We start from the raw sequence: 17,122 nt of genomic DNA on the forward strand, positions 1-17,122 counted from the left end.
GCCTCGAGTTCGGCCGGAGGAACATCGCCGCAGTGCTCGTAGAGACGTCGGTGGTTGAACCAGTCCACCCATTCCAATCCAACGTGGCGATTTTCAGCGGTCTCTTTTGACGTGTACCCGCTGTGGTGGAAACGATTGGGTCCAGGCTGCGGGTGTTCGGCTCCTGCTTGATGATGGTGTTCTGGTCGTTGTCTTCGTTGATCAGCTGTGGCAGTTAAGTGGGAGTTCGCGCTAGGTCTATTCGGAGTGTTGCCCTACGCGCAGTCGATTGCGCGTGCGGTGGTACTCGATCCGGCATTCATCATGATGGTGGGGAGCGATGACGGAGTGTTTCGTCGCGGGAACGTCCATATCGTTTCGGGCATGCTCGCCGTGCGTTTTCGTATTCGGCGGGGGAGGCGCTGCTGCGTCTACGCGCCATGGCGTTTTCGCGGCAGCGCCGGTTCACTGCGGTCGCGCAGGACATCATCGGCAAACGTTTCGACGCTGACGCGAGTTGACTCCTGCACGGGTGAAAACGAGAAAAGAGATCGCAGGCAAGTCCGCCGTACGGTGAATTAGCGGCCACGCTCGCTGATCAGATTGCAGATACCGTGCGGCTGAGGGTGGGACGTGTGCGAGGGGCATTCACCCTGACGGGCCGTCCGGTGGGAACCGGGTGAACGGTAGTGGCCCGGCTGGTTTCTTTTAGGTCGATCGAAGAACATTCGGACGTGTGAAGGACTACCGTGAGCTGGTCAGTCCTTCGTCTTCGGCCACAGAGGAGGCGGGAGTGTCTGCGCGGGAGAATGTCTCGATAAGTACGTCCGTGTCGGCGTAGCGGGCGGTGGATCGTAGACCGTGATGACGGTTCAGTCGGTCGTGGACCGCGTCGCCGGTCATCGGATAGTCGGTGACGACATGTCGCCAGTGCGCTGCAAGTAGGACCCCGTCGGCATTGAGGTGCGCGCATGTGGAGTCAAGGAGATCGTCCAATTCAGGTGCGGTGAGATAGAAACAGATTTCGCTCAGGACGATGAGATCGAACGATTCGTTCGGCCACCTATCGCGTAGTGACCACTTCTCGAACCTGGCTTTGCCGTTGACATCCGAGTCGGCTAACCGGGCTCGTGCGTAGTCCACTGCGGCATCGACAAGGTCGCTGGCAATGATTTCATCGCAACGATCGACGAGCAGCATGGTCAGATTGCCGATGGAACATCCGGGTTCAAAGATGCGCGTGAAGTGCTGCCGGGGCAGTATCGCCATCGTCAATGCCCGTTTACGCTCCTCGTACCAGCGGTTCGTGAAGTCCCATGGGTCTGGGTTGTGTCGGTACATGTGGTGGAAGTAATCATCGTCGAGGGCCCCCACAGTTCTCCCGCTTTCGGTGGCGCTCGGCAGGGTCAGGGTGTTGGTGCGTCGGGTGGATTGTCGCGGCTGCGGCCGGTCGCAGCATCACGTATTTTGTCGACTGTCGCCGCGGCCATGCCCATGGTCTTTTGCACACTCGAATTGGACGGGGTATCCGGGTGGGGCCGGGTGGGGGTGCTCTTCTTCGCCCGCTTGAGCGTTTCCCCCAATTCCTGAAGTTCCCCTTCACCGAGTACGGCGGCCAGGCGCGGCCACACCACGTCTTGTTCGTACTTGATGTGCTCGCGTCCCGCTGTGATGAACGCGGCGAGTGCGCCGTGATACTCGGGTTCGCCGGGATGTCCGTCTTCGAGTTGTTGAAGCAGCTTCTTGCCTGAATCTTCCTGTGCAATAGCATGATCGGCCATTTCGTCGCCGTCGTCGAGATAAGCTCGAACTGTCGGCCAGAAGTATTGTTGTTCGATCGCTTCGTGTTGGGATTCGGCGATGATCAGGTTGGTCACCATCGTGTCGAGTCCGCTGACTTTCGCCCCCTCGCCTTGGGGGGCTCCGTCGAGCACCTCGAACATTCCCAGCACACTTTCGTGATCTCCTCGCAGGAAGGTGAACGCATCGACCATTGTTTTCGCCTCCGATCTCGATTGTTGTCTCCCCGTGGTACCCGATGGATGGCAGAGAAAACACCGGAATCGGTCGCCCGTAGCAGCTCGTCACCGGGTGTTTCGGTCGGGGCGCTGCGGGTAACCGTCCCGGACTATCCGTCCGTCCACTAGCCGGACTATCCGTCCGTCCACTAGCCGGACTATCCGTCCGTCCACTAGGGGGAATGAATGTTCATCCACAACAAGGACCTGCAGTTCGAGGTACGTGTCGATCGGCCCGATCCCCGGTTTGCCACCCTGCTGCAAGAACAATTCGGCGGCGCCAACGGCGAACTGAAAGCCGCGATGCAGTACTTCACGCAAGCCTTCGTCCTGCGCCGCAAGAATCCGAAAATGTACGACCTGTTCATGGACATCGCCACCGAGGAACTCAGTCACCTCGAAATCGTGGGATCGATGATCACGATGTTGTTGGACGGTCTCAACGACGACTTGAAGGTCGCCAACGAACGTTGCGAGTGGATGCCACTGGTCGGCACAGTCGATGGTAGAGAGCAGGCGATCCATCAGACCGCTGTCCTGCCATTGTTTTTCGGTCTCACTGGTGGCGGACCTGACGTCAGCAACTCGGCAGGAACCCCGTGGACCGGCGCCTACATCGATTCGAACGGCGACCCGTCGGTCGATCTGCGCAGTAACCTCGCCGCCGAATCTCGAGCGAAAATCGTCTACGAATACCTCAAGCAATTCACCGACGACCCCGGCGTTCAAGACACCTTGACCTTCCTGATGAGCCGAGAAGTCGCGCACTACCAACAGTTCACCGCAGCGCTGAACGAGCTGCCGGTCAACTTTCCGCCCGGAACCCTCGCAGGCGACGACCGCTTCCAGAACGTTGCGTTCAACATGTCCAACGGAGACGGTTCGGTGCGCGGGCCGTGGAACGAAGGCCAAGGTCCATGGCCGGACGGCACCGAGTGGAAGTACGTCGCGACACCGACCGAACAGTGGCTGGGCACCTCGATGCGTGAGAATCACGGAGCCGATACCAACCCGGAAGGTAGTCCCGCGGTGCGCGGTACGAAGCCCTTCACGCACGAACAACACACAGCGACACCCTGACCCCACAGCACAGCGTCCATCCTTGCTCTGTCGGTGCCGGCCATCGGCTCTCGGGAACAGGCGAGACTTTGAGTGGGCGGGTCTGGAGTGTGCCGGCCGGTCCCCCCGTAGTCAAGACGTCGGTCGCCGAGCACAGGATCGAAGTCGGCATGCGCCTCGTCCGGCATCTGCTGCTGCGCCCCGAAAAGGATAGGTACCCGGCAGAGACAACCTCGCCGATCGGCGATGCGAGGCGCAGATCAAGGTGTAAGAAGTTCGAGAAGACTCCGTCTGTGCTCGTTTCCTTTTCGAATGGACGGGTACTGCCCAATGCAACGCTGGACGTAGCCCCAACAACGCCTCGGAGATGAAATCGGGCCCGTTGCACACGGAGGAGCGATGCATTTTCTCGACAACGTAAGGAAAAAACTTGCCGTGCTTGTGTTCAAGGCTGTTGGGCACGGCGGTCCCGGTAGGTGCGCACAGACCGTGACGATCAACTGCGGCAGCGATGAGGTGGACATATTCTGGCGAGACCCCGAGAAGCTGTCGCAGGTCTTCGGCAATGTCGCGACTGTCCGCTCGCCTGAGAGCGACGTCTTCGTGTGGATGCTGTCAACCGGTGCCGACGAGACACAGACGTGGCGTACCCGGCTTCACAGCAGTGACCGCGAGTTGAGGTTCGTTGCTGACGGTGCTGAGCGCGCGGACTCGGACAGGAGTAAACACACTGCGGTGGTAGTGGGATACCGCCCCGCCCCAGATGATTTGGGCACAGAAGTTACCGTGGAGGCGGCCACGCCGTTTCCGGACTTCATCACGAATGCAGTGCTGTTCAAGGTGCTCTACCGGGCCCGCGCGCTGTTGCAGACCGGCGAAGTTCCCACGCTCTCCCACAACCCGAGCGCCCGCGAAGGTGCTCATTGATCGCAGGAGATTTTCATGCGCGCACTGTGCTGGAACGGGGTCAATGATCTCGCCGTGGAGACGGTGGATGACCCTCGGATAATCAACCCCCACGATGTCATTGTCCAAGTACGGCTCACGACGACTTGTGGATCCGATCTCCACTTCATCAATGGCTACCTGCCAGGTATGAGGGCAGGCGACGTCTTCGGGCACGAGTTCATGGGTGAGGTCGTCGAGACAGGGGCGGAGGCGGCGCAGACACGGGTGGGCGACCGGGTAGTGGTGCCCTCGTTCATCGGCTGCAATTCGTGCTGGTACTGCGATCACGACCTGTACTCGGTGTGCGACACCACCAATCCCAATGCCGAGTTGCAGCAACCCGTTTTGGGTTATCCGACGGGCGGAATCTACGGCTACACACACCCGTTCGGTGGTTACCAGGGCTCGCATGCCGAATACATCCGGGTACCGTTCGGCGATGTCAATTGTTTCACCGTCCCGGACGGCATCACCGACGAGCAGGCGTTGTTCCTTTCCGACGCAGTCCCGACAGGACTCATGGGCGCGGATTTCTGTGACATCGCACCCGGCGACACCGTTGCCGTATGGGGTAGCGGCGGTGTCGGTCTGATGGCCGCCCGCAGCGCCCGTCTTCTCGGTGCGGAACGCGTCATTGTCATCGATCGGTTTCCGGAACGGCTTCAGCTGGCGCGCAAGGTGGTTGAGGCCGAGACCATCGACTATTCGCGTGTCGAGAGCGTGCAGGAAGCCCTGCGTGAAACCACGGGTGGCCGCGGCCCCGACTCGTGCATCGACGCTGTTGGCATGGAAGGCCACGGCACGGGAATCCAACAACTGTACGACCGGGTCAAACAACTCCTGCGGTTGGAAACCGACCGTGCTACTTCGCTCCGCCAAGCTGTCCTCGCGTGCCGAAAGGGCGGCGTAGTGTCGGTTCTCGGCGTCTACGGCCTCACAGACAAGTTTCCGATGGGTCTGATCACTAACAAAAGTCTGACGCTTCGTTCGGCGCAGCAACATGGGCAGCGGTATATGCCACGGATGTTCGACTACGTGCTGCAGGGAGACCTGGACCCGTCGGTATTGATCACCCACGACATGCCGCTCACCGACGCCGTTCGTGGTTACGAATTGTTCAAGCAGAAGAAGGACGGATGCGTACGGGCAGTCTTCCGGCCGTGACCGCGCCGGAGCTGTGCGGTGGACCAGGTAGCCTTCTGGATTATTGCTTCGACGGTGCATTGATCGACGCCCGACTGGGTACCTCTGTGGTGGTTCAGTGCACTCGTCGATTCCGAAAGCGTCTGCACCCCAAGAATACACACATACGGACCGGTAGGGCTGCTTACCCGCTCCGGTCGAGGAGATGAATTCACATGTCATCATCTACCCACGCACCGATGCACACACACCCCGACATCGTGGCAATGCGTGAGCGCTATGATCAGGCGGCCGAACAACCAACCGCCCAGGTTGTCGAGGGGCTGATGTTGCTGTCCGGACTGTATGCAGCGGCGTCCGCATGGATCGTCGGCTTTGCCGGGCAAACCAATCTGACCGTCACGAACTTGATCTGTGGTGCCGCGATCGGGTTGCTGGCAGCGGCTTTCGGATCCGCGTACGGCCGCACCCACGGCATGACATTCGTTGCGCCACTACTCGGGATTTGGCTGATCGTCTCCCCGTGGATTGTTGCGGGTGTCGATACCAGCACTTCCATGATCTGGTCCAATGTGGTTGTGGGAGCACTTGTCTGCGTTCTAGGCCTCGCTACTGCTGCGCTGGGAATGGGCCGTGGTCCTCAACGACGCGAACCGCGACAGGAGCCGCGATGACTACCGACACAGGGATTTCCGACATAGGGAATTCCGACACGGGTGATTCCAGTGCGACAAACACGAAGCGTGGTGTTGTCGATTGGTTCAATTTCGAACATGGATTCGGTTTTATCGTACCGGAGAAGGGGGGCCCGAGCGTCTTCGTGCACTTCACCGAGATTGCGGGAAACGGTATTTACCACTCACTGCAAGACGGAGACATTGTCACGTATGAACAGGATCGGGCATCACACCCACCGCAGGCTCGCAATGTCCGCATAACCGGCGTCGCCGGTACGGGTAACAATCGTCACCCGAACCGGGTGCGGCCAGTTGCGCGGCCTTTTCGGCTTCCACGGTAGGCATTGCGGCGCGCAGTCGCAAGCCGTCCGGGTCGCAATACGAGTTCGGCGGGGACAGTTGAGCACCGGATCGAAGGACGGGTGCATGTTGTCGTCGAGGCGAAGGATCTGGGAAAGCACAAGATGTCCCGCAGGTACGACTTCCCCGGATGCCGACGCGAGCGACAGGTCGAAATGCAGAGGGGCTGTTGCCAATGATCGGGCGGAGCGTGTCCAGCGATGTGCCGGCCGGATGCGTGCCGACCGGCGTCGCGAGTATCCACCGGACCGGACCGGCCCGCCTGCCTTGGCGTATGGCATCAAGCTGCTGTAGTGGGCTCTGCTCCAACTGGCGGCGGGCAGAGGCAGGACTCGAGTTGCCGCGGCGGTGCCGGAGTTCGCCAGCAGAATGTCCCATTCGCCGACGCCGTCGGTGCCAGTCGACAGCTTCAGAGCCATCCCGGTACATCGGACAGACCGTTCGGTGTACCGACACCTCCGGAGAGGCCAGCGCTCAGCGGCCGGACACAGGACACCCCCCGGTGGCCACCACTGCGAATTCAATCTCACCTCTCCGCGCACCATCAGGCCCTGGGTGAAAGATGCGGGCCGCGAACCGCGGAGGCGACCTGAAACGGTACTTCGAGGATTGCGGTTCGGACTGCGCGGAGTGCCTCTCCAACCAGGTCCATGGTGTGCGTCCTTGTCGTCGGCGGGGTTTTACAGAACTCCGGTGACGACATCGCCTACCCGTACGCTACACCCCACAAACCGGATATTGCTGCTAGACATACCGATTCGTGGCGAGTCGGCTCACGACCGCGGGTTAGGCGGCGTCGTTCTCGACGGACGCGCGAGTGGGCGAGGGAGCCATGACAATGCTGGCACATCCCGGGCACAACGGACTCTCGTCCACTATCCAGCCATTTGTGCGGGCTACAGATTTTGCGAGAGCCTGGTTCTTGGCAGTGGCTCGGTACGAGTGATCGCACCGACTGCACCGGAACAACCAATTCCGAGAAGTGGGGTAGTTGTCATCGTGGTACATCGCATCGGTCACCGAGTATCGACGAGTTGCTTGCCGCACAGCTGTACCTCCCTGTTGCCTGTGCGCCCGCAATGCGGGGCTGCCACCGACGAAACTAGCATTGAAATCGGTGCGAATCCAGACTTTTTTGCTATTTTCGACGTCGGCCGCGTATCGGCTGACTCGGTCTAAAAATGTTGCAGCGCTGGGTGTAACGCCAAATTATGCTCAAGCACACACCAACGGAAGGATGATCGTGAAAGAGAACCATGCAAATGCGTCGGAACAGCCGTACGATCCGTCCGAAGATCCTGACTCCGACCCCGAAAATTTGACGTCGGTGACCCATCAGCCAGATCAAGCCGAGGGTGAAGACGACGAGGACGAGGCCGGGATCTGATGGCGCAGATTTCAGGTTTGCGGATTTCAGGTTTGGGAGTGGTAGGTGGGATGCCCGAACCGTACTTCGCCCAGCCGCGCGCGCAGACTCGACGGCGCAAGAGCGTCACTGGCGGTGCCGGCACCCACACGAATCCCGGCTGCGAATTCCGCCAGGGTGCTCGCTTGCGTATGCGCAGGTGACCAACCGAGTTCTACCGCAGCGCGATCGGTGCTCACCAGGGCAGCGCGATCTGCCAGCTCGAGCCAACGCGGATGTAGAGGAGCCAATCCGGTCCGCCACGCGAGCGAGGAAGCCAAGGACAGTAGTGATCGAGGCGCTGGGATACGCGGGCCGCCGATCGCACGCGCTAGATCACGTGCCTCCATCGGAGGTCCACCAGCGATGTTGAACGGTCCTTCCGCCCGATCATCCGAGAGCAAAACCTCGAGAGCTCGGGCTACGTCGTCGGCGTGCACGACTTGCATTCTCAGGTGCGACCACAGCGGCAGCGGCAGGATGTTGCCGAGCGGCGCGCCCGGAATCAGTGCGGGCAAGAGCCAGCGTGCGAACTCCCCGCCTGCGTCATGTTGGACGATGCCGCAAGGGCGCAACCATGCCAGCGAGGTGCCGCGACGGGTACGGGCGAATGCGGACAGTGAGCGCTCGAGTAGCCTCTTGCCGCGGCTGTATGCGATCGAGTCGATTCCCGTGCAGTCCCACGATTCGCCGACGAGTGTGGAGCGCGGCGCGGGGGCATAAGCAGCGACCGAGGACATGCACACCAATCGTGGTACGTCCGCCTTCGCCACGGCGTCCAGGACGTGCCGCGTCCCGGTCGCGTTGGTCCGGCTCGGGTCGGGATCTCGATCGGGTGCGTTGATGGCCCACGCCAAGTGGACCACTGCGTCGGCACCCGCAACCTCCTCGGCGAGAATCGACGGCGCCTCTGGTGCGCCTACGTCGCACGCGCGCCACCGCGCTGCGCGGTAGGGGTCGGAGGTGGACGGTGGCGGCCGGCGGACGATGCCGGTCAGGCGATAATTGGGTTGCATTCTCAGGCGTCGGAGCAGCGCTGTGCCTACATTTCCGCTTGCTCCGGTGACAACGATCTTCATCGGGGCCCTCCCTGGTTTCGTCCATCTCGTTGGACGGTGTGTACCCCGTGTAGACCGGGTACCCGGCTGCAACGAGTACATCGATCAACGCGGAGGTCATCATGACCGTGCGACGGCACACCACCGCCGGTGCCGACAGAGTTTGGGAAGTCCTCAACGACGGATGGTCATTTGCGGCCTGGGTTGTGGGATCCGCGCGCATCCGGTCCGTCGATCCTCAATGGCCTTCTGTGGGAGCGTGTTTCGATCACTCCGTGGGTCTGTGGCCATTCCTGCTCGACGACCACACGTGCGTGCTGGCCAGCGAACCACGGCGGGAGTTGACCTTGCAGGCACGTGCTGCGCCCTTCGGGGCCGCCACTGTTACCCTGCGGCTGCACGACGACGTGGACGGTGGTGGTTGCGTGATCGAAATGTCGGAAGTGGCAGCCTCCCGACCCCTTCGCTGGCTGCCGCATGCGGTCCAGGCGGCGATCGCGTGGCCTCGTAACCGGGAATGCACTCGTCGGCTGGCTTTGCTTGCCGAACGCGCCGCAGGCAGCAGCGCGAAGAGCACGAGCTGAAGCGCTCGAACAGGGAGGATGCGGTGTCTTTCACGGTCGACGCCGTAGTCGTGGGTGCAGGTCACCACGGGCTGGTCGCAGCGGCAGCACTGGCGGACGCGGGATGGGATGTTCTGGTCCTCGAGGCGGCCCAAAATCCTGGAGGGGCGGTCCGCAGCGCCGAGCTGCTGCCCGGATACACAAGTGACCTGTTCAGTGCGTTCTACCCGCTCGCCGCAGTCTCCCCGGCTGTCACTGCGCTGGAACTCCACAACCACGGTCTTCGGTGGTCGCACGCCCCCACAGTCGTAGGTCACCCGCGCAGTCCATCCGACGTCGATGCACCCGTCATCCATCGGCAGCTCGCGCGGACCGTGGAGGATCTCACCCAGCGGTGTGCCGACGACGGGCAGAAATGGCAGGAACTGTTCGAACTGTGGCAACGGGTGAGAGGGCCGCTCCTCGATACGCTGCTGCTGCCCTTTCCGCCCGCGCGCGGTCCGGCGCAGTTGCTTCGCAGGCTCGGTGTCGCGGAGTCGGTGCGACTTCTCAGGTTCATGCTCCTGCCCGCACTGCAGATGGCCGAGGAACTGTTCCGCGACGATGCCGCCAAGGCACTCCTGCTGGGTAATGCCATGCACGCCGATATTCCGCCCGACGCACCCGGCAGCGGCACGATGGGATTCCTGCTGGCGATGCTTGCGCAGGATGTCGGATTTCCCGTTCCCGTCGGTGGGGCGGGGCAACTCGCGGAGGCCTTTGCCCGGCGGGCAGAGGCAGGGGGCGCGGTTATCCGTTGCGGTGAGGACGTAGCGCGCATCGACGTCCGCAATGGCAGGGCAGTCGGCGTCCGCACTGCCGGCGGCGAAACGGTCTCTGTCCGACGTGCGGTGCTGGCCGACGTTTCGGCCCCGAATCTGTACGGAACACTGCTGGACGATGATGTCGTACCGCTTCGGGTGCGCGAAGATTTAGCCCACTTCGTCTGGGATACACCGGTTCTGAAGTTGAACTACGCGTTGGATCAGCCGATTCCTTGGCGAGCGCCCGCCCTACGGCAAGTAGGGACGGTGCATCTGGGAGCTGATGCTTCCGGTGTGGCGCGGTGGATGAGCGATCTCGAAACCTCCCGCATACCGTCCTCTCCGTTCATGCTCTTCGGTCAGATGAGCACTGCGGATCCAACTCGATCACCGGTTGGCACTGAAAGCGCGTGGGCTTACACACATCTCCCGCGAGGCGTCAGTGACGACGGGTCAGCGGACACGTTGGCGCGTCGCGTAGACGACGTACTCGAAGCGCACGCCCCCGGCTTTGCAAGCTCTGTCATCGGGCGGGTCGTGCAACGCCCGAGCGATATTTATGCGTCGGACGCCAACCTCTACGGCGGCGCCGTGAACGGCGGAACCGCGCAATTATTTCAACAGTTGTTTCTGCGACCGACACCCGGGTTGGGCCGATCGGAGACTCCGATCGAACGGCTCTACCTTGCCAGCGCTGCCGCTCACCCTGGGGGCGGCGTCCATGGCGCCTGTGGATTCAATGCCGCGCGAGCGGCATTGGCGTCCGACGGGTTCAAGGGATGGCCGCGCAGGCGAATCACGACTGCTCTGATCGAGGTGCTTACGCGCTCACGCTGAGCGGGCTTTTCGCTCGGTTACTCAGTCCAGCACCGCCTTCGGTGCCAGTGCCGACGTCACAGGCAGACACCGCATCTAGTGCGTGGGAAAGGTTGCCCGCGCTGATCGACGCCGTTGTTGCCGCAGCCCGCGAGAACGCCGACACAGTTCGATCTCTGTACGTTGCAAACGATGCAACTCGGATCTGATGATTGGCGAGGGACGGTCTGCGTCTCGCTGACGAGGGAGTGAGGCGTGGAGTCTCAACGACCGGTTTGGACGATTTAGCCTGTCTACTGCAACAGAAAGCACAGCCGCGCGGGGCGGGTGAATGCGGAGCGCCGGTGAGCGGAGCGCATCGAACTCAGATCACGGTGCGCCTTCTCCTTCTGCTACCTTCCGGTCGGCCGTGGCGGTCGGTTGGCGGGTTATGTGCGGCAGACCCCTGCCCGGGAATGCCGCAAGACCGGTATACCCGAAAGCGGCAACCTGAATCTCACTCGGCGACATGCGCTCTCGGTCCGGGCGGGTGTTGGGCAATGCCGGGTTCGGCGGGACAATGCGTTTCGCAGGTCTCAATATGTCACCACGGGTGAGCAAACTGATCGACGACGTACCGGCTTGTTTCGGGGTGGCGGGTTTGGGGCATGGACCGGATATGAGTACAACGGAGGATACGTACCGGCCGGGGCAGAAGGCACCGGTCAGCGGTTTTAACGAGTGTGATTGCGGGGGTGTGCATCGGGTCAGTACCGATGTGGCCGGCCATGTGTTGCCGCCGTTGCCGCAGGGGTGTTCGGGCGGGGTGTGGCGGTTGAAAGAGGCACGACCGGCATAGGTTTAGGTGGGCAAGGACCGGGCCATCATGTCGGTTCGGCGAGTATTGCAGTGCGGCTTGGCGCTCTTATTGCGCTGGAAGGTTTGGGAGTGATGTCGAAGCATTCTTCCGATCGGGAAGTGGTTCTGCCGGAGCCGCTCGCGGCCACGAAACGGTTGTCGCGTCAGCTTGTCGAGGAAACCGGGATCGACGGGGCGGGGGTGGCGGTGTTCGCGACGGCGTCGACGCGGGATTTGGTGTTCGCAACTGATGTCGTCGCGGAGGAACTCGACGAAATGCAGTTCGCGGTCGGCGAAGGACCGTGTTTGGACGCGTACCGCTTTGCGCGACCCGAACTCCACGACGACATGGCCGGCGGTGCGGCGCTGACGCGGTGGCCGGTGTTTTCGACGCAGGCCACGGGATTGGGGGCGGCCAGTGTCTACGCCTACCCCCTCGACGGCGGCGAGGGCACAACGTTCGGGGTGCTCGAACTCTACGGGCGCGCGCCGGTGGCAATGGCGCCGCGTGAGGATGCCGTGTGCCGGTTGTTCGCGCAGTCGGTCGCACGCGCGGTGGTAACCGAACTCGATCCGGCATTCGTCATGATGGCGGGAAGCGATGACGGCGTGTTTCGCCGCGGGAACGTGCAAATCGCCTCGGGCATGCTCGCTGCGCGTTTTCGTATTTCGGTGGAGGAGGCGGTGGTGCGTCTGCGCGCGATGGCGTTTTCGCAGCAACGCCGCATCACTGCGGTCGCGCACGACATCATTGGCGGCGGATGTTTCGACGCCGACGCGAGCTGACCAAAGCACTGTGAAAGGTACGAAAGAGAGGGTCCCGTACAGGCGCTGGTACCCATCGGAGGAGGTAAAATCATCGGTATCGGTATCGGTATCGGTGACGTCAGCGCCGCCACTTTTCGAGCGTGCGCAGGACCGGCAATTCCTGCGGGACAGGACCATCATGAGAAGCCCCGACGGACCTGCTCCTGATGCGCCTTCTCCGATCGTCACGGACATCTCATCTCCGGCCACCCCGGACCATGCGGTACACGAGTACAGCAGCGACGACATATCTTCTGCTGTAGAGCGTTTTAGTGCTTTGTTGCGGACGTCGATGGACTTGCCCGTGTTGCTGCAGTCGGTGTGCGGACAGATCGTGGCCACGATCCCGAGTGCGGACATGGCAGGGGTGACCATCCTCTCCGCCGACAACAACAAGCCGGAGACGGTGGCGTGCACCGATGAGCGCGCACTCGATGTCGATGTCGATCAATACCGGGCGAACGAAGGCCCCTGTCTTGAAGCGGCTCGGACACGGCAGCTGGTCCGGGTCCGGATCGACGATGCCGCGCAGAAATGGCCGGTCTTCGCCTCAAATGTCGCTGGAATGGGGGTGGCGAGTTACCTGTCGGCGCCGTTGACGACTGACGAGCAGCATGTCGGCGCACTGAATCTTTACAGCTACAGCGATCACGGTTTCACCGAGATCGACGAGGTGTTGTTGCAGGTGTTTGTCGCCGCGGTCGAAGGAGCGGTATGGAATGCGCGGCGGGCGCAGCAGTGGCGCGCTGAGGTCGACGGTTTGCGGGAGGCGATGAAGTCGCGGGCGGTGATCGAGCAGGCGAAGGGGGTGTTGATGGCGTTACACGGGATCGACGATGCTCGCTCGTTCGAGATTCTCGTGGAGCAATCCCAACAGCGCAATATCCGAGTTTCCGTGTTAGCAGCCGAGTTGGTGGGATCGTTGACTACGAGGTGATTGGCGTCAGTGACGCCTGAGAATGCTCAGTTCTGTTGGTCGGGGTGGTCTCCGACACGTGGCGCCGCGATGGTGGCGGTGTATGGGACGTCGCTAACGGCGTCCCGTCGACGCGCGATTTGGTGTTCGCAACTGATGTCGTCGCGGAGGAACTCGACGAAATGCAATTCACGGTCGCGGAGGGCCCGTGATTGGACGCGTACCGCTTTGCGCGTCCCGAACTCTATAACGTCATGGCCGACGGTGCGGCGCTACCCCGGTAGCCGGTGTTTTCGACCCAGGCAGCGGCATTAGGGGCGGTAAGTGTCTACGCAGACCCACTCGGCGGCGGGGGGAACAACGTTCGGGGTGGTTTCCGACAATTGGCGCCTCTGGTCAAGCTTGCGCCCGCCGGCCTTCGCGCGCATACCGCAGGCGGCGATTCCGCACCCCTTGATCAGGGCCGGGCTCCGGAGGCTGTTGGCACCGGTCCCCGGTACCGAAAAGCTTGTTTGACGCGACGCGACGAGTACGACATCGGCCCGCGCCACCGCAAGCACCCACGCGCCGCTTGGCCCGCGCTGCTCAATATCTTCTATATCGAGGAATCCTACGGTGACAGGAGTTTTCGGGATCGGCTGCATTCGATCAAGTGCCCGCCGTCGTCACGGTGGGGAGTGCAGATCATCTTGTCCCTACCCGGTTCGCACGCCACATCACCGCAGCCGTCCCGACCGCAGATTCGGTGGTGATCCCCGACTGCAGTCACGTACCGCGACTCGCGCTTCCCGAACTGACCAACAATGATTCGACGGTTTTTCGTGGCGTTCCTGCCTCTCGTGCAATACGCCCCTCGGGGGAGTGCTCCGCGCTGAGTCCTTTTCGCATGGCTGGTACCTAGATCGGGTACTGCCAGACAATGACGACGGGAACATTCACGTTCATCGGTAATGCGACTTTCCTGGTCCGGTACGGCGACGTCACCGTCCTGACCGACCCGAATTTCCTTCACCGGGGTGAGCGCGCCTATTTAGGGCATGGTCTGACGTCGAAAAGGTTGCAGGAGCCTGCCATGCAGATCGAAGACCTTCCTGACATCGACGTTATTGTGCTCTCGCACCTGCACGGTGACCACTGGGACCGTCGCGCCCAGAGGAATCTCGACCATTCCCTGCCTGTCATCACTACCGAGCACGCGGCGGAGACTCTTCGGCGTCGAGGTTTCGAGTATGCGAAGGGGTTGCCGGTATGGCAGTCGCGAACCATTACCCGCCGCGGCAGCTGGGTTCGCGTCACGGCCATGCCTGGTCGGCATGGGCCGTCGTGGGCGACGGCCCTGCGAATTCTTCCGCCGGTAATGGGCAGCGTGCTCGAATTCGGTTCAGGCAGTGGACCGGTAGAATTTCGGATGTACGTGTCGGGTGACACGCTCGTCGTGGATGACTTGACGGAGATCCCCCGGCGGTTTCCACACATTCATGCCGGTGTCTTTCATCTCGGCGGAACGACATTGCCGTTCGGACGCAAGTCTCCGTGGGGCCTGACCGTGACCATGGACGGGGTTCAGGGCGCGAAGGCGGTGCAGCTGATCTCACCCGACTACGTAATTCCCGTGCACTACGACGACTACGGTGTGTTTGCGTCGCCCCTCGCCGATTTCATCGCCGAGATGAAAGTGCGCGGAATGTCGGAAAGGGTCCTGCAGGTCCCGCGTGGGGTATCGGTGGATCTGCATTCAACCGGCAGGAAATGAGAACCGTGGTCAGAGATTCCACAGCTCCGGCCGGACTGCAGCGTCGCCCGTTCTGCCCGAGGACGCGGGCACTGGTCGGACAGTGTGCGGGAATCGGCGGAAGCTGCCCGGGCCGCCGCGAGGACCTCGAAAAGTTTTCGGACCTGTTCCTTCGAGTTCAGTTCGAGATGCAGTCGTAGTGCTTCCTCGAGTGCGGCCAGTGTTCTGAGTCCGAGCTTTCCGACAGGTTCGGCGTCGAGTCCGAGCACCGACACCGAACGTACTTGTTCGGCGTGAGCTTTCGACGCCGGACCTAACCCTGATTCGTCGGGCTCGACGAGCACCTGGAAGGAGAAGACATGTCAGCACCGGAGGGATGCGCGGTGATGACCAGCGCCTGGCCTGGCTGCAGGTCGAACCGGCCGACCGTTGAGCTCTGCCCGGTCAGACCGCCGGGAGTCGCCCGGGCGGGAATGAGCGTGTTGGCCGGGATCGGGACGTGGAAGCGCTGCATGAATGCATCCCAATAGGGCGCCCCTGCAGTGAGCAGTCGGCACAATGCTGGGCCGCGTCCTTGGGGTTGGAAGCCGGTGGCTTCGACGGGCCAGAGACCTTCTCGATCCTGAGGTCTGCTGATACCTCATTCCAGTCGGCAAGGGTGTCGCGGATGACGAGCTGGCGGACGTCTGCGGGGAGCTCGATGTGGTTGGGTCGCCCGTTGACGCTGACCTGACGAGAAGATGTCGCCCGATGCTGACGGCGGGTCAGGTGGCGGCCGTTTTGCGGCGACTGGCATCGGATTGCAGCGTCGCGTCGCGATTGCGTATCGTGGGAAAGGTTGTCGCCTTTCCTGTCGGCAACGGCTACCGGTATCCGGAGTTCCACGACGTGACGGCTTCGGTGCGTGAGGTTGGGGCCACGGTGAACGTGTTCTTGGCGCGGAGGCTGACCCGTGGGGAGTGGCGTCGTTCAGCCGATTCAACGGCGGCCGACCCGATGTGGTGTTCATGACCTACGACCGCGACGGCGGCATCTACACCCCTGCGGCGGGGGAGTACGTTGACGACTACGACATCGGTATTGCCCGTTACCGTTTAGGTGGTCCTGAACGACGGGGCCACGGTCGCCATGTTCGGTATGACTTCTTGCCCCTGTCTCTCGAATGATCCGGGGGGTGGTGTCGCCGAACCTGGTGGCATCGATAGACCGCTAATAGGGACACGGCCACCGGATCTGATGGTAGGTCTCCTCGTAACGTGGGTGTCGGGTATCGATGCTGGATCGGCGACCGGACAGGTCGGACGAAGGACTGCGAAATGAACACGAGTTACGCCGTGTTTTGCGGCATCGACGTGGGCAAAGGCGAACATCACGCCGTCGGGTTGGACGCCTCAGGTGACCGGCTGTACGACAAACCGATGCCCAATGACGAAATGAAACTTCGGGCCGTATTCGACAACCTCGCCAAATGCGGACCAGTACTGGTGATCGTCGATCAACCCAACACCATCGGAGCCCTGCCGGTCACCGTTGCCAGGGCCTGCGGCCACGACGTCGCATACTTGCCCGGATTGTCGATGCGCAGGATCGCAGACCTTTACCCCGGTCAGGCGAAAACCGATGCGAGAGATGCGTTCATCATTGCCGATACAGCAAGGGCCATGCCGCATACTCTGCGCCGGGTCGATACCGGCGACGAAGTATTGGCCGAGCTCGGCGTGCTCGTCGGGTTCGACGACGATCTTGCCGGCGAAGCCACCCGGATCAGCAACCGCATCCGCGGACTACTCACCGGCATCCATCCGGCACTGGAACGGGTCATCGGGCCCCGCATCAGCCATCCCGCTGTTCTGGAAATCCTGACCCGCTGCGGCGGGCCGAACGGAATCCGCGTCGCAGGCAAACGCAAACTCACCAACCTAGCTGTAAGAGGCACGGACGTTAGTTACGCGATGCCGGCGGTAAGCGGCGGGCGGTCGTCCTCCGCGTGTTGAATGCGGT

17 protein-coding genes and 1 pseudogene are annotated in these 17,122 nt (G+C 62.0%); 14 read left to right on the forward strand and 4 right to left on the reverse strand.

The features are described 5' to 3' along the window. Positions 1-723 precede the first annotated feature (723 nt). Together V2B23_RS29290 and V2B23_RS29295 are read right to left on the reverse strand one after the other, a co-directional pair. Positions 724-1,353: a class I SAM-dependent methyltransferase gene (locus tag V2B23_RS29290; protein WP_430953464.1), complete on the reverse strand. Its 630-nt coding sequence runs from the start codon at positions 1,351-1,353 to the stop codon at positions 724-726. A gap of 32 nt (positions 1,354-1,385) precedes the next feature. Further along, positions 1,386-1,973 (reverse strand): hemerythrin domain-containing protein, encoded by a 588-nt coding sequence (locus tag V2B23_RS29295; RefSeq protein WP_430953465.1) that lies wholly within the window; start codon positions 1,971-1,973, stop codon positions 1,386-1,388. 210 nt (positions 1,974-2,183) lie between these two features. Here V2B23_RS29295 and V2B23_RS29300 point away from each other — a divergent pair, with 210 nt between their 5' ends. The 5 genes from V2B23_RS29300 (at position 2,184) to V2B23_RS29320 (ending at position 6,165) form a co-directional block, all read left to right on the forward strand. Beyond that, entirely contained in the window at positions 2,184-3,077 is an 894-nt protein-coding gene (locus tag V2B23_RS29300; RefSeq protein WP_430953466.1) for a manganese catalase family protein, read from the forward strand. 378 nt (positions 3,078-3,455) lie between these two features. Continuing rightward, complete coding sequence (locus V2B23_RS29305) at positions 3,456-3,983, forward strand: hypothetical protein (protein ID WP_430953467.1); 528 nt, start codon at positions 3,456-3,458, stop codon at positions 3,981-3,983. 15 nt (positions 3,984-3,998) lie between these two features. Next, entirely contained in the window at positions 3,999-5,168 is a 1,170-nt protein-coding gene (locus V2B23_RS29310; protein WP_430953468.1) for a zinc-dependent alcohol dehydrogenase, read from the forward strand. A 194-nt stretch (positions 5,169-5,362) separates the two neighbouring features. After that, positions 5,363-5,821 (forward strand): SPW repeat protein, encoded by a 459-nt coding sequence (locus V2B23_RS29315; RefSeq protein ID WP_430953469.1) that lies wholly within the window; start codon positions 5,363-5,365, stop codon positions 5,819-5,821. Next, on the forward strand, positions 5,818-6,165 hold the full coding sequence (locus tag V2B23_RS29320) for a cold-shock protein (RefSeq protein WP_308191094.1): 348 nt from the start codon (positions 5,818-5,820) through the stop codon (positions 6,163-6,165). Before V2B23_RS29315 ends, V2B23_RS29320 begins: the two co-directional genes overlap by 4 nt. Here the strand turns inward: V2B23_RS29320 and V2B23_RS29325 are convergent. Next, the gene (locus V2B23_RS29325; protein ID WP_430953479.1) at positions 6,052-6,603 is read right to left on the reverse strand and encodes a hypothetical protein; all 552 of its coding nucleotides are present in this window, start codon (positions 6,601-6,603) and stop codon (positions 6,052-6,054) included. The genes V2B23_RS29320 and V2B23_RS29325 overlap by 114 nt on opposite strands. An 824-nt stretch (positions 6,604-7,427) precedes the next feature. Between V2B23_RS29325 and V2B23_RS29330 the strand changes: the two genes are divergently transcribed. Continuing rightward, positions 7,428-7,571: a hypothetical protein gene (locus tag V2B23_RS29330; RefSeq protein WP_430953470.1), complete on the forward strand. Its 144-nt coding sequence runs from the start codon at positions 7,428-7,430 to the stop codon at positions 7,569-7,571. Between the two features lie 26 nt (positions 7,572-7,597). On the opposite strand, the gene V2B23_RS29335 is transcribed toward V2B23_RS29330, so the two are convergent. Beyond that, complete coding sequence (locus tag V2B23_RS29335; protein ID WP_430953471.1) at positions 7,598-8,668, reverse strand: NAD-dependent epimerase/dehydratase family protein; 1,071 nt, start codon at positions 8,666-8,668, stop codon at positions 7,598-7,600. Positions 8,669-8,769: 101 nt separating this feature from the next. Between V2B23_RS29335 and V2B23_RS29340 the strand changes: the two genes are divergently transcribed. The 8 genes and pseudogenes from V2B23_RS29340 to V2B23_RS29375 form a co-directional block, all read left to right on the forward strand. Further along, positions 8,770-9,231: an SRPBCC family protein gene (locus V2B23_RS29340; RefSeq protein ID WP_430953472.1), complete on the forward strand. Its 462-nt coding sequence runs from the start codon at positions 8,770-8,772 to the stop codon at positions 9,229-9,231. A gap of 23 nt (positions 9,232-9,254) precedes the next feature. Next, positions 9,255-10,850, forward strand: a complete 1,596-nt coding sequence (locus tag V2B23_RS29345) for a phytoene desaturase family protein (protein WP_430953473.1) — start codon at positions 9,255-9,257, stop codon at positions 10,848-10,850. A gap of 909 nt (positions 10,851-11,759) precedes the next feature. Beyond that, on the forward strand, positions 11,760-12,452 hold the full coding sequence (locus V2B23_RS29350) for a GAF and ANTAR domain-containing protein (protein ID WP_430953474.1): 693 nt from the start codon (positions 11,760-11,762) through the stop codon (positions 12,450-12,452). A 160-nt stretch (positions 12,453-12,612) separates the two neighbouring features. Further along, positions 12,613-13,410 carry an ANTAR domain-containing protein gene (locus tag V2B23_RS29355; RefSeq protein ID WP_430953475.1) on the forward strand — a complete coding sequence of 266 codons (798 nt, stop codon included), beginning with the start codon at positions 12,613-12,615 and terminating at the stop codon, positions 13,408-13,410. Positions 13,411-13,676: 266 nt separating this feature from the next. Next, a complete protein-coding gene (locus V2B23_RS29360) occupies positions 13,677-14,141 on the forward strand; it encodes a hypothetical protein (protein ID WP_430953476.1) in 465 nt (154 codons plus the stop codon). A 167-nt stretch (positions 14,142-14,308) separates the two neighbouring features. Beyond that, positions 14,309-15,142, forward strand: a complete 834-nt coding sequence (locus V2B23_RS29365; RefSeq protein WP_430953477.1) for an MBL fold metallo-hydrolase — start codon at positions 14,309-14,311, stop codon at positions 15,140-15,142. Positions 15,143-16,080: 938 nt separating this feature from the next. After that, complete coding sequence (locus V2B23_RS29370; protein WP_430953478.1) at positions 16,081-16,287, forward strand: hypothetical protein; 207 nt, start codon at positions 16,081-16,083, stop codon at positions 16,285-16,287. 150 nt (positions 16,288-16,437) lie between these two features. Further along, positions 16,438-17,052 (forward strand): annotated as a pseudogene (locus V2B23_RS29375) (IS110 family transposase); the annotation flags it as partial. Positions 17,053-17,122 lie beyond the last annotated feature (70 nt).

The organism is Rhodococcus sp. 24CO (assembly GCF_050586165.1).
GTDB lineage: Bacteria > Actinomycetota > Actinomycetes > Mycobacteriales > Mycobacteriaceae > Rhodococcus_F.

Coding starts and splice junctions, on each gene's coding strand:
- V2B23_RS29295 (WP_430953465.1), bottom strand. CDS start 1,973: ATGGTCGATGCGTTCACCTTCCTGCGAGGAGATCACGAAAGTGTGCTG.
- V2B23_RS29300 (WP_430953466.1), top strand. CDS start 2,184: ATGTTCATCCACAACAAGGACCTGCAGTTCGAGGTACGTGTCGATCGG.
- V2B23_RS29305 (WP_430953467.1), top strand. CDS start 3,456: ATGCATTTTCTCGACAACGTAAGGAAAAAACTTGCCGTGCTTGTGTTC.
- V2B23_RS29310 (WP_430953468.1), top strand. CDS start 3,999: ATGCGCGCACTGTGCTGGAACGGGGTCAATGATCTCGCCGTGGAGACG.
- V2B23_RS29315 (WP_430953469.1), top strand. CDS start 5,363: ATGTCATCATCTACCCACGCACCGATGCACACACACCCCGACATCGTG.
- V2B23_RS29320 (WP_308191094.1), top strand. CDS start 5,818: ATGACTACCGACACAGGGATTTCCGACATAGGGAATTCCGACACGGGT.
- V2B23_RS29325 (WP_430953479.1), bottom strand. CDS start 6,603: ATGGCTCTGAAGCTGTCGACTGGCACCGACGGCGTCGGCGAATGGGAC.
- V2B23_RS29335 (WP_430953471.1), bottom strand. CDS start 8,668: ATGAAGATCGTTGTCACCGGAGCAAGCGGAAATGTAGGCACAGCGCTG.
- V2B23_RS29340 (WP_430953472.1), top strand. CDS start 8,770: ATGACCGTGCGACGGCACACCACCGCCGGTGCCGACAGAGTTTGGGAA.
- V2B23_RS29350 (WP_430953474.1), top strand. CDS start 11,760: ATGTCGAAGCATTCTTCCGATCGGGAAGTGGTTCTGCCGGAGCCGCTC.
- V2B23_RS29355 (WP_430953475.1), top strand. CDS start 12,613: ATGAGAAGCCCCGACGGACCTGCTCCTGATGCGCCTTCTCCGATCGTC.
- V2B23_RS29365 (WP_430953477.1), top strand. CDS start 14,309: ATGACGACGGGAACATTCACGTTCATCGGTAATGCGACTTTCCTGGTC.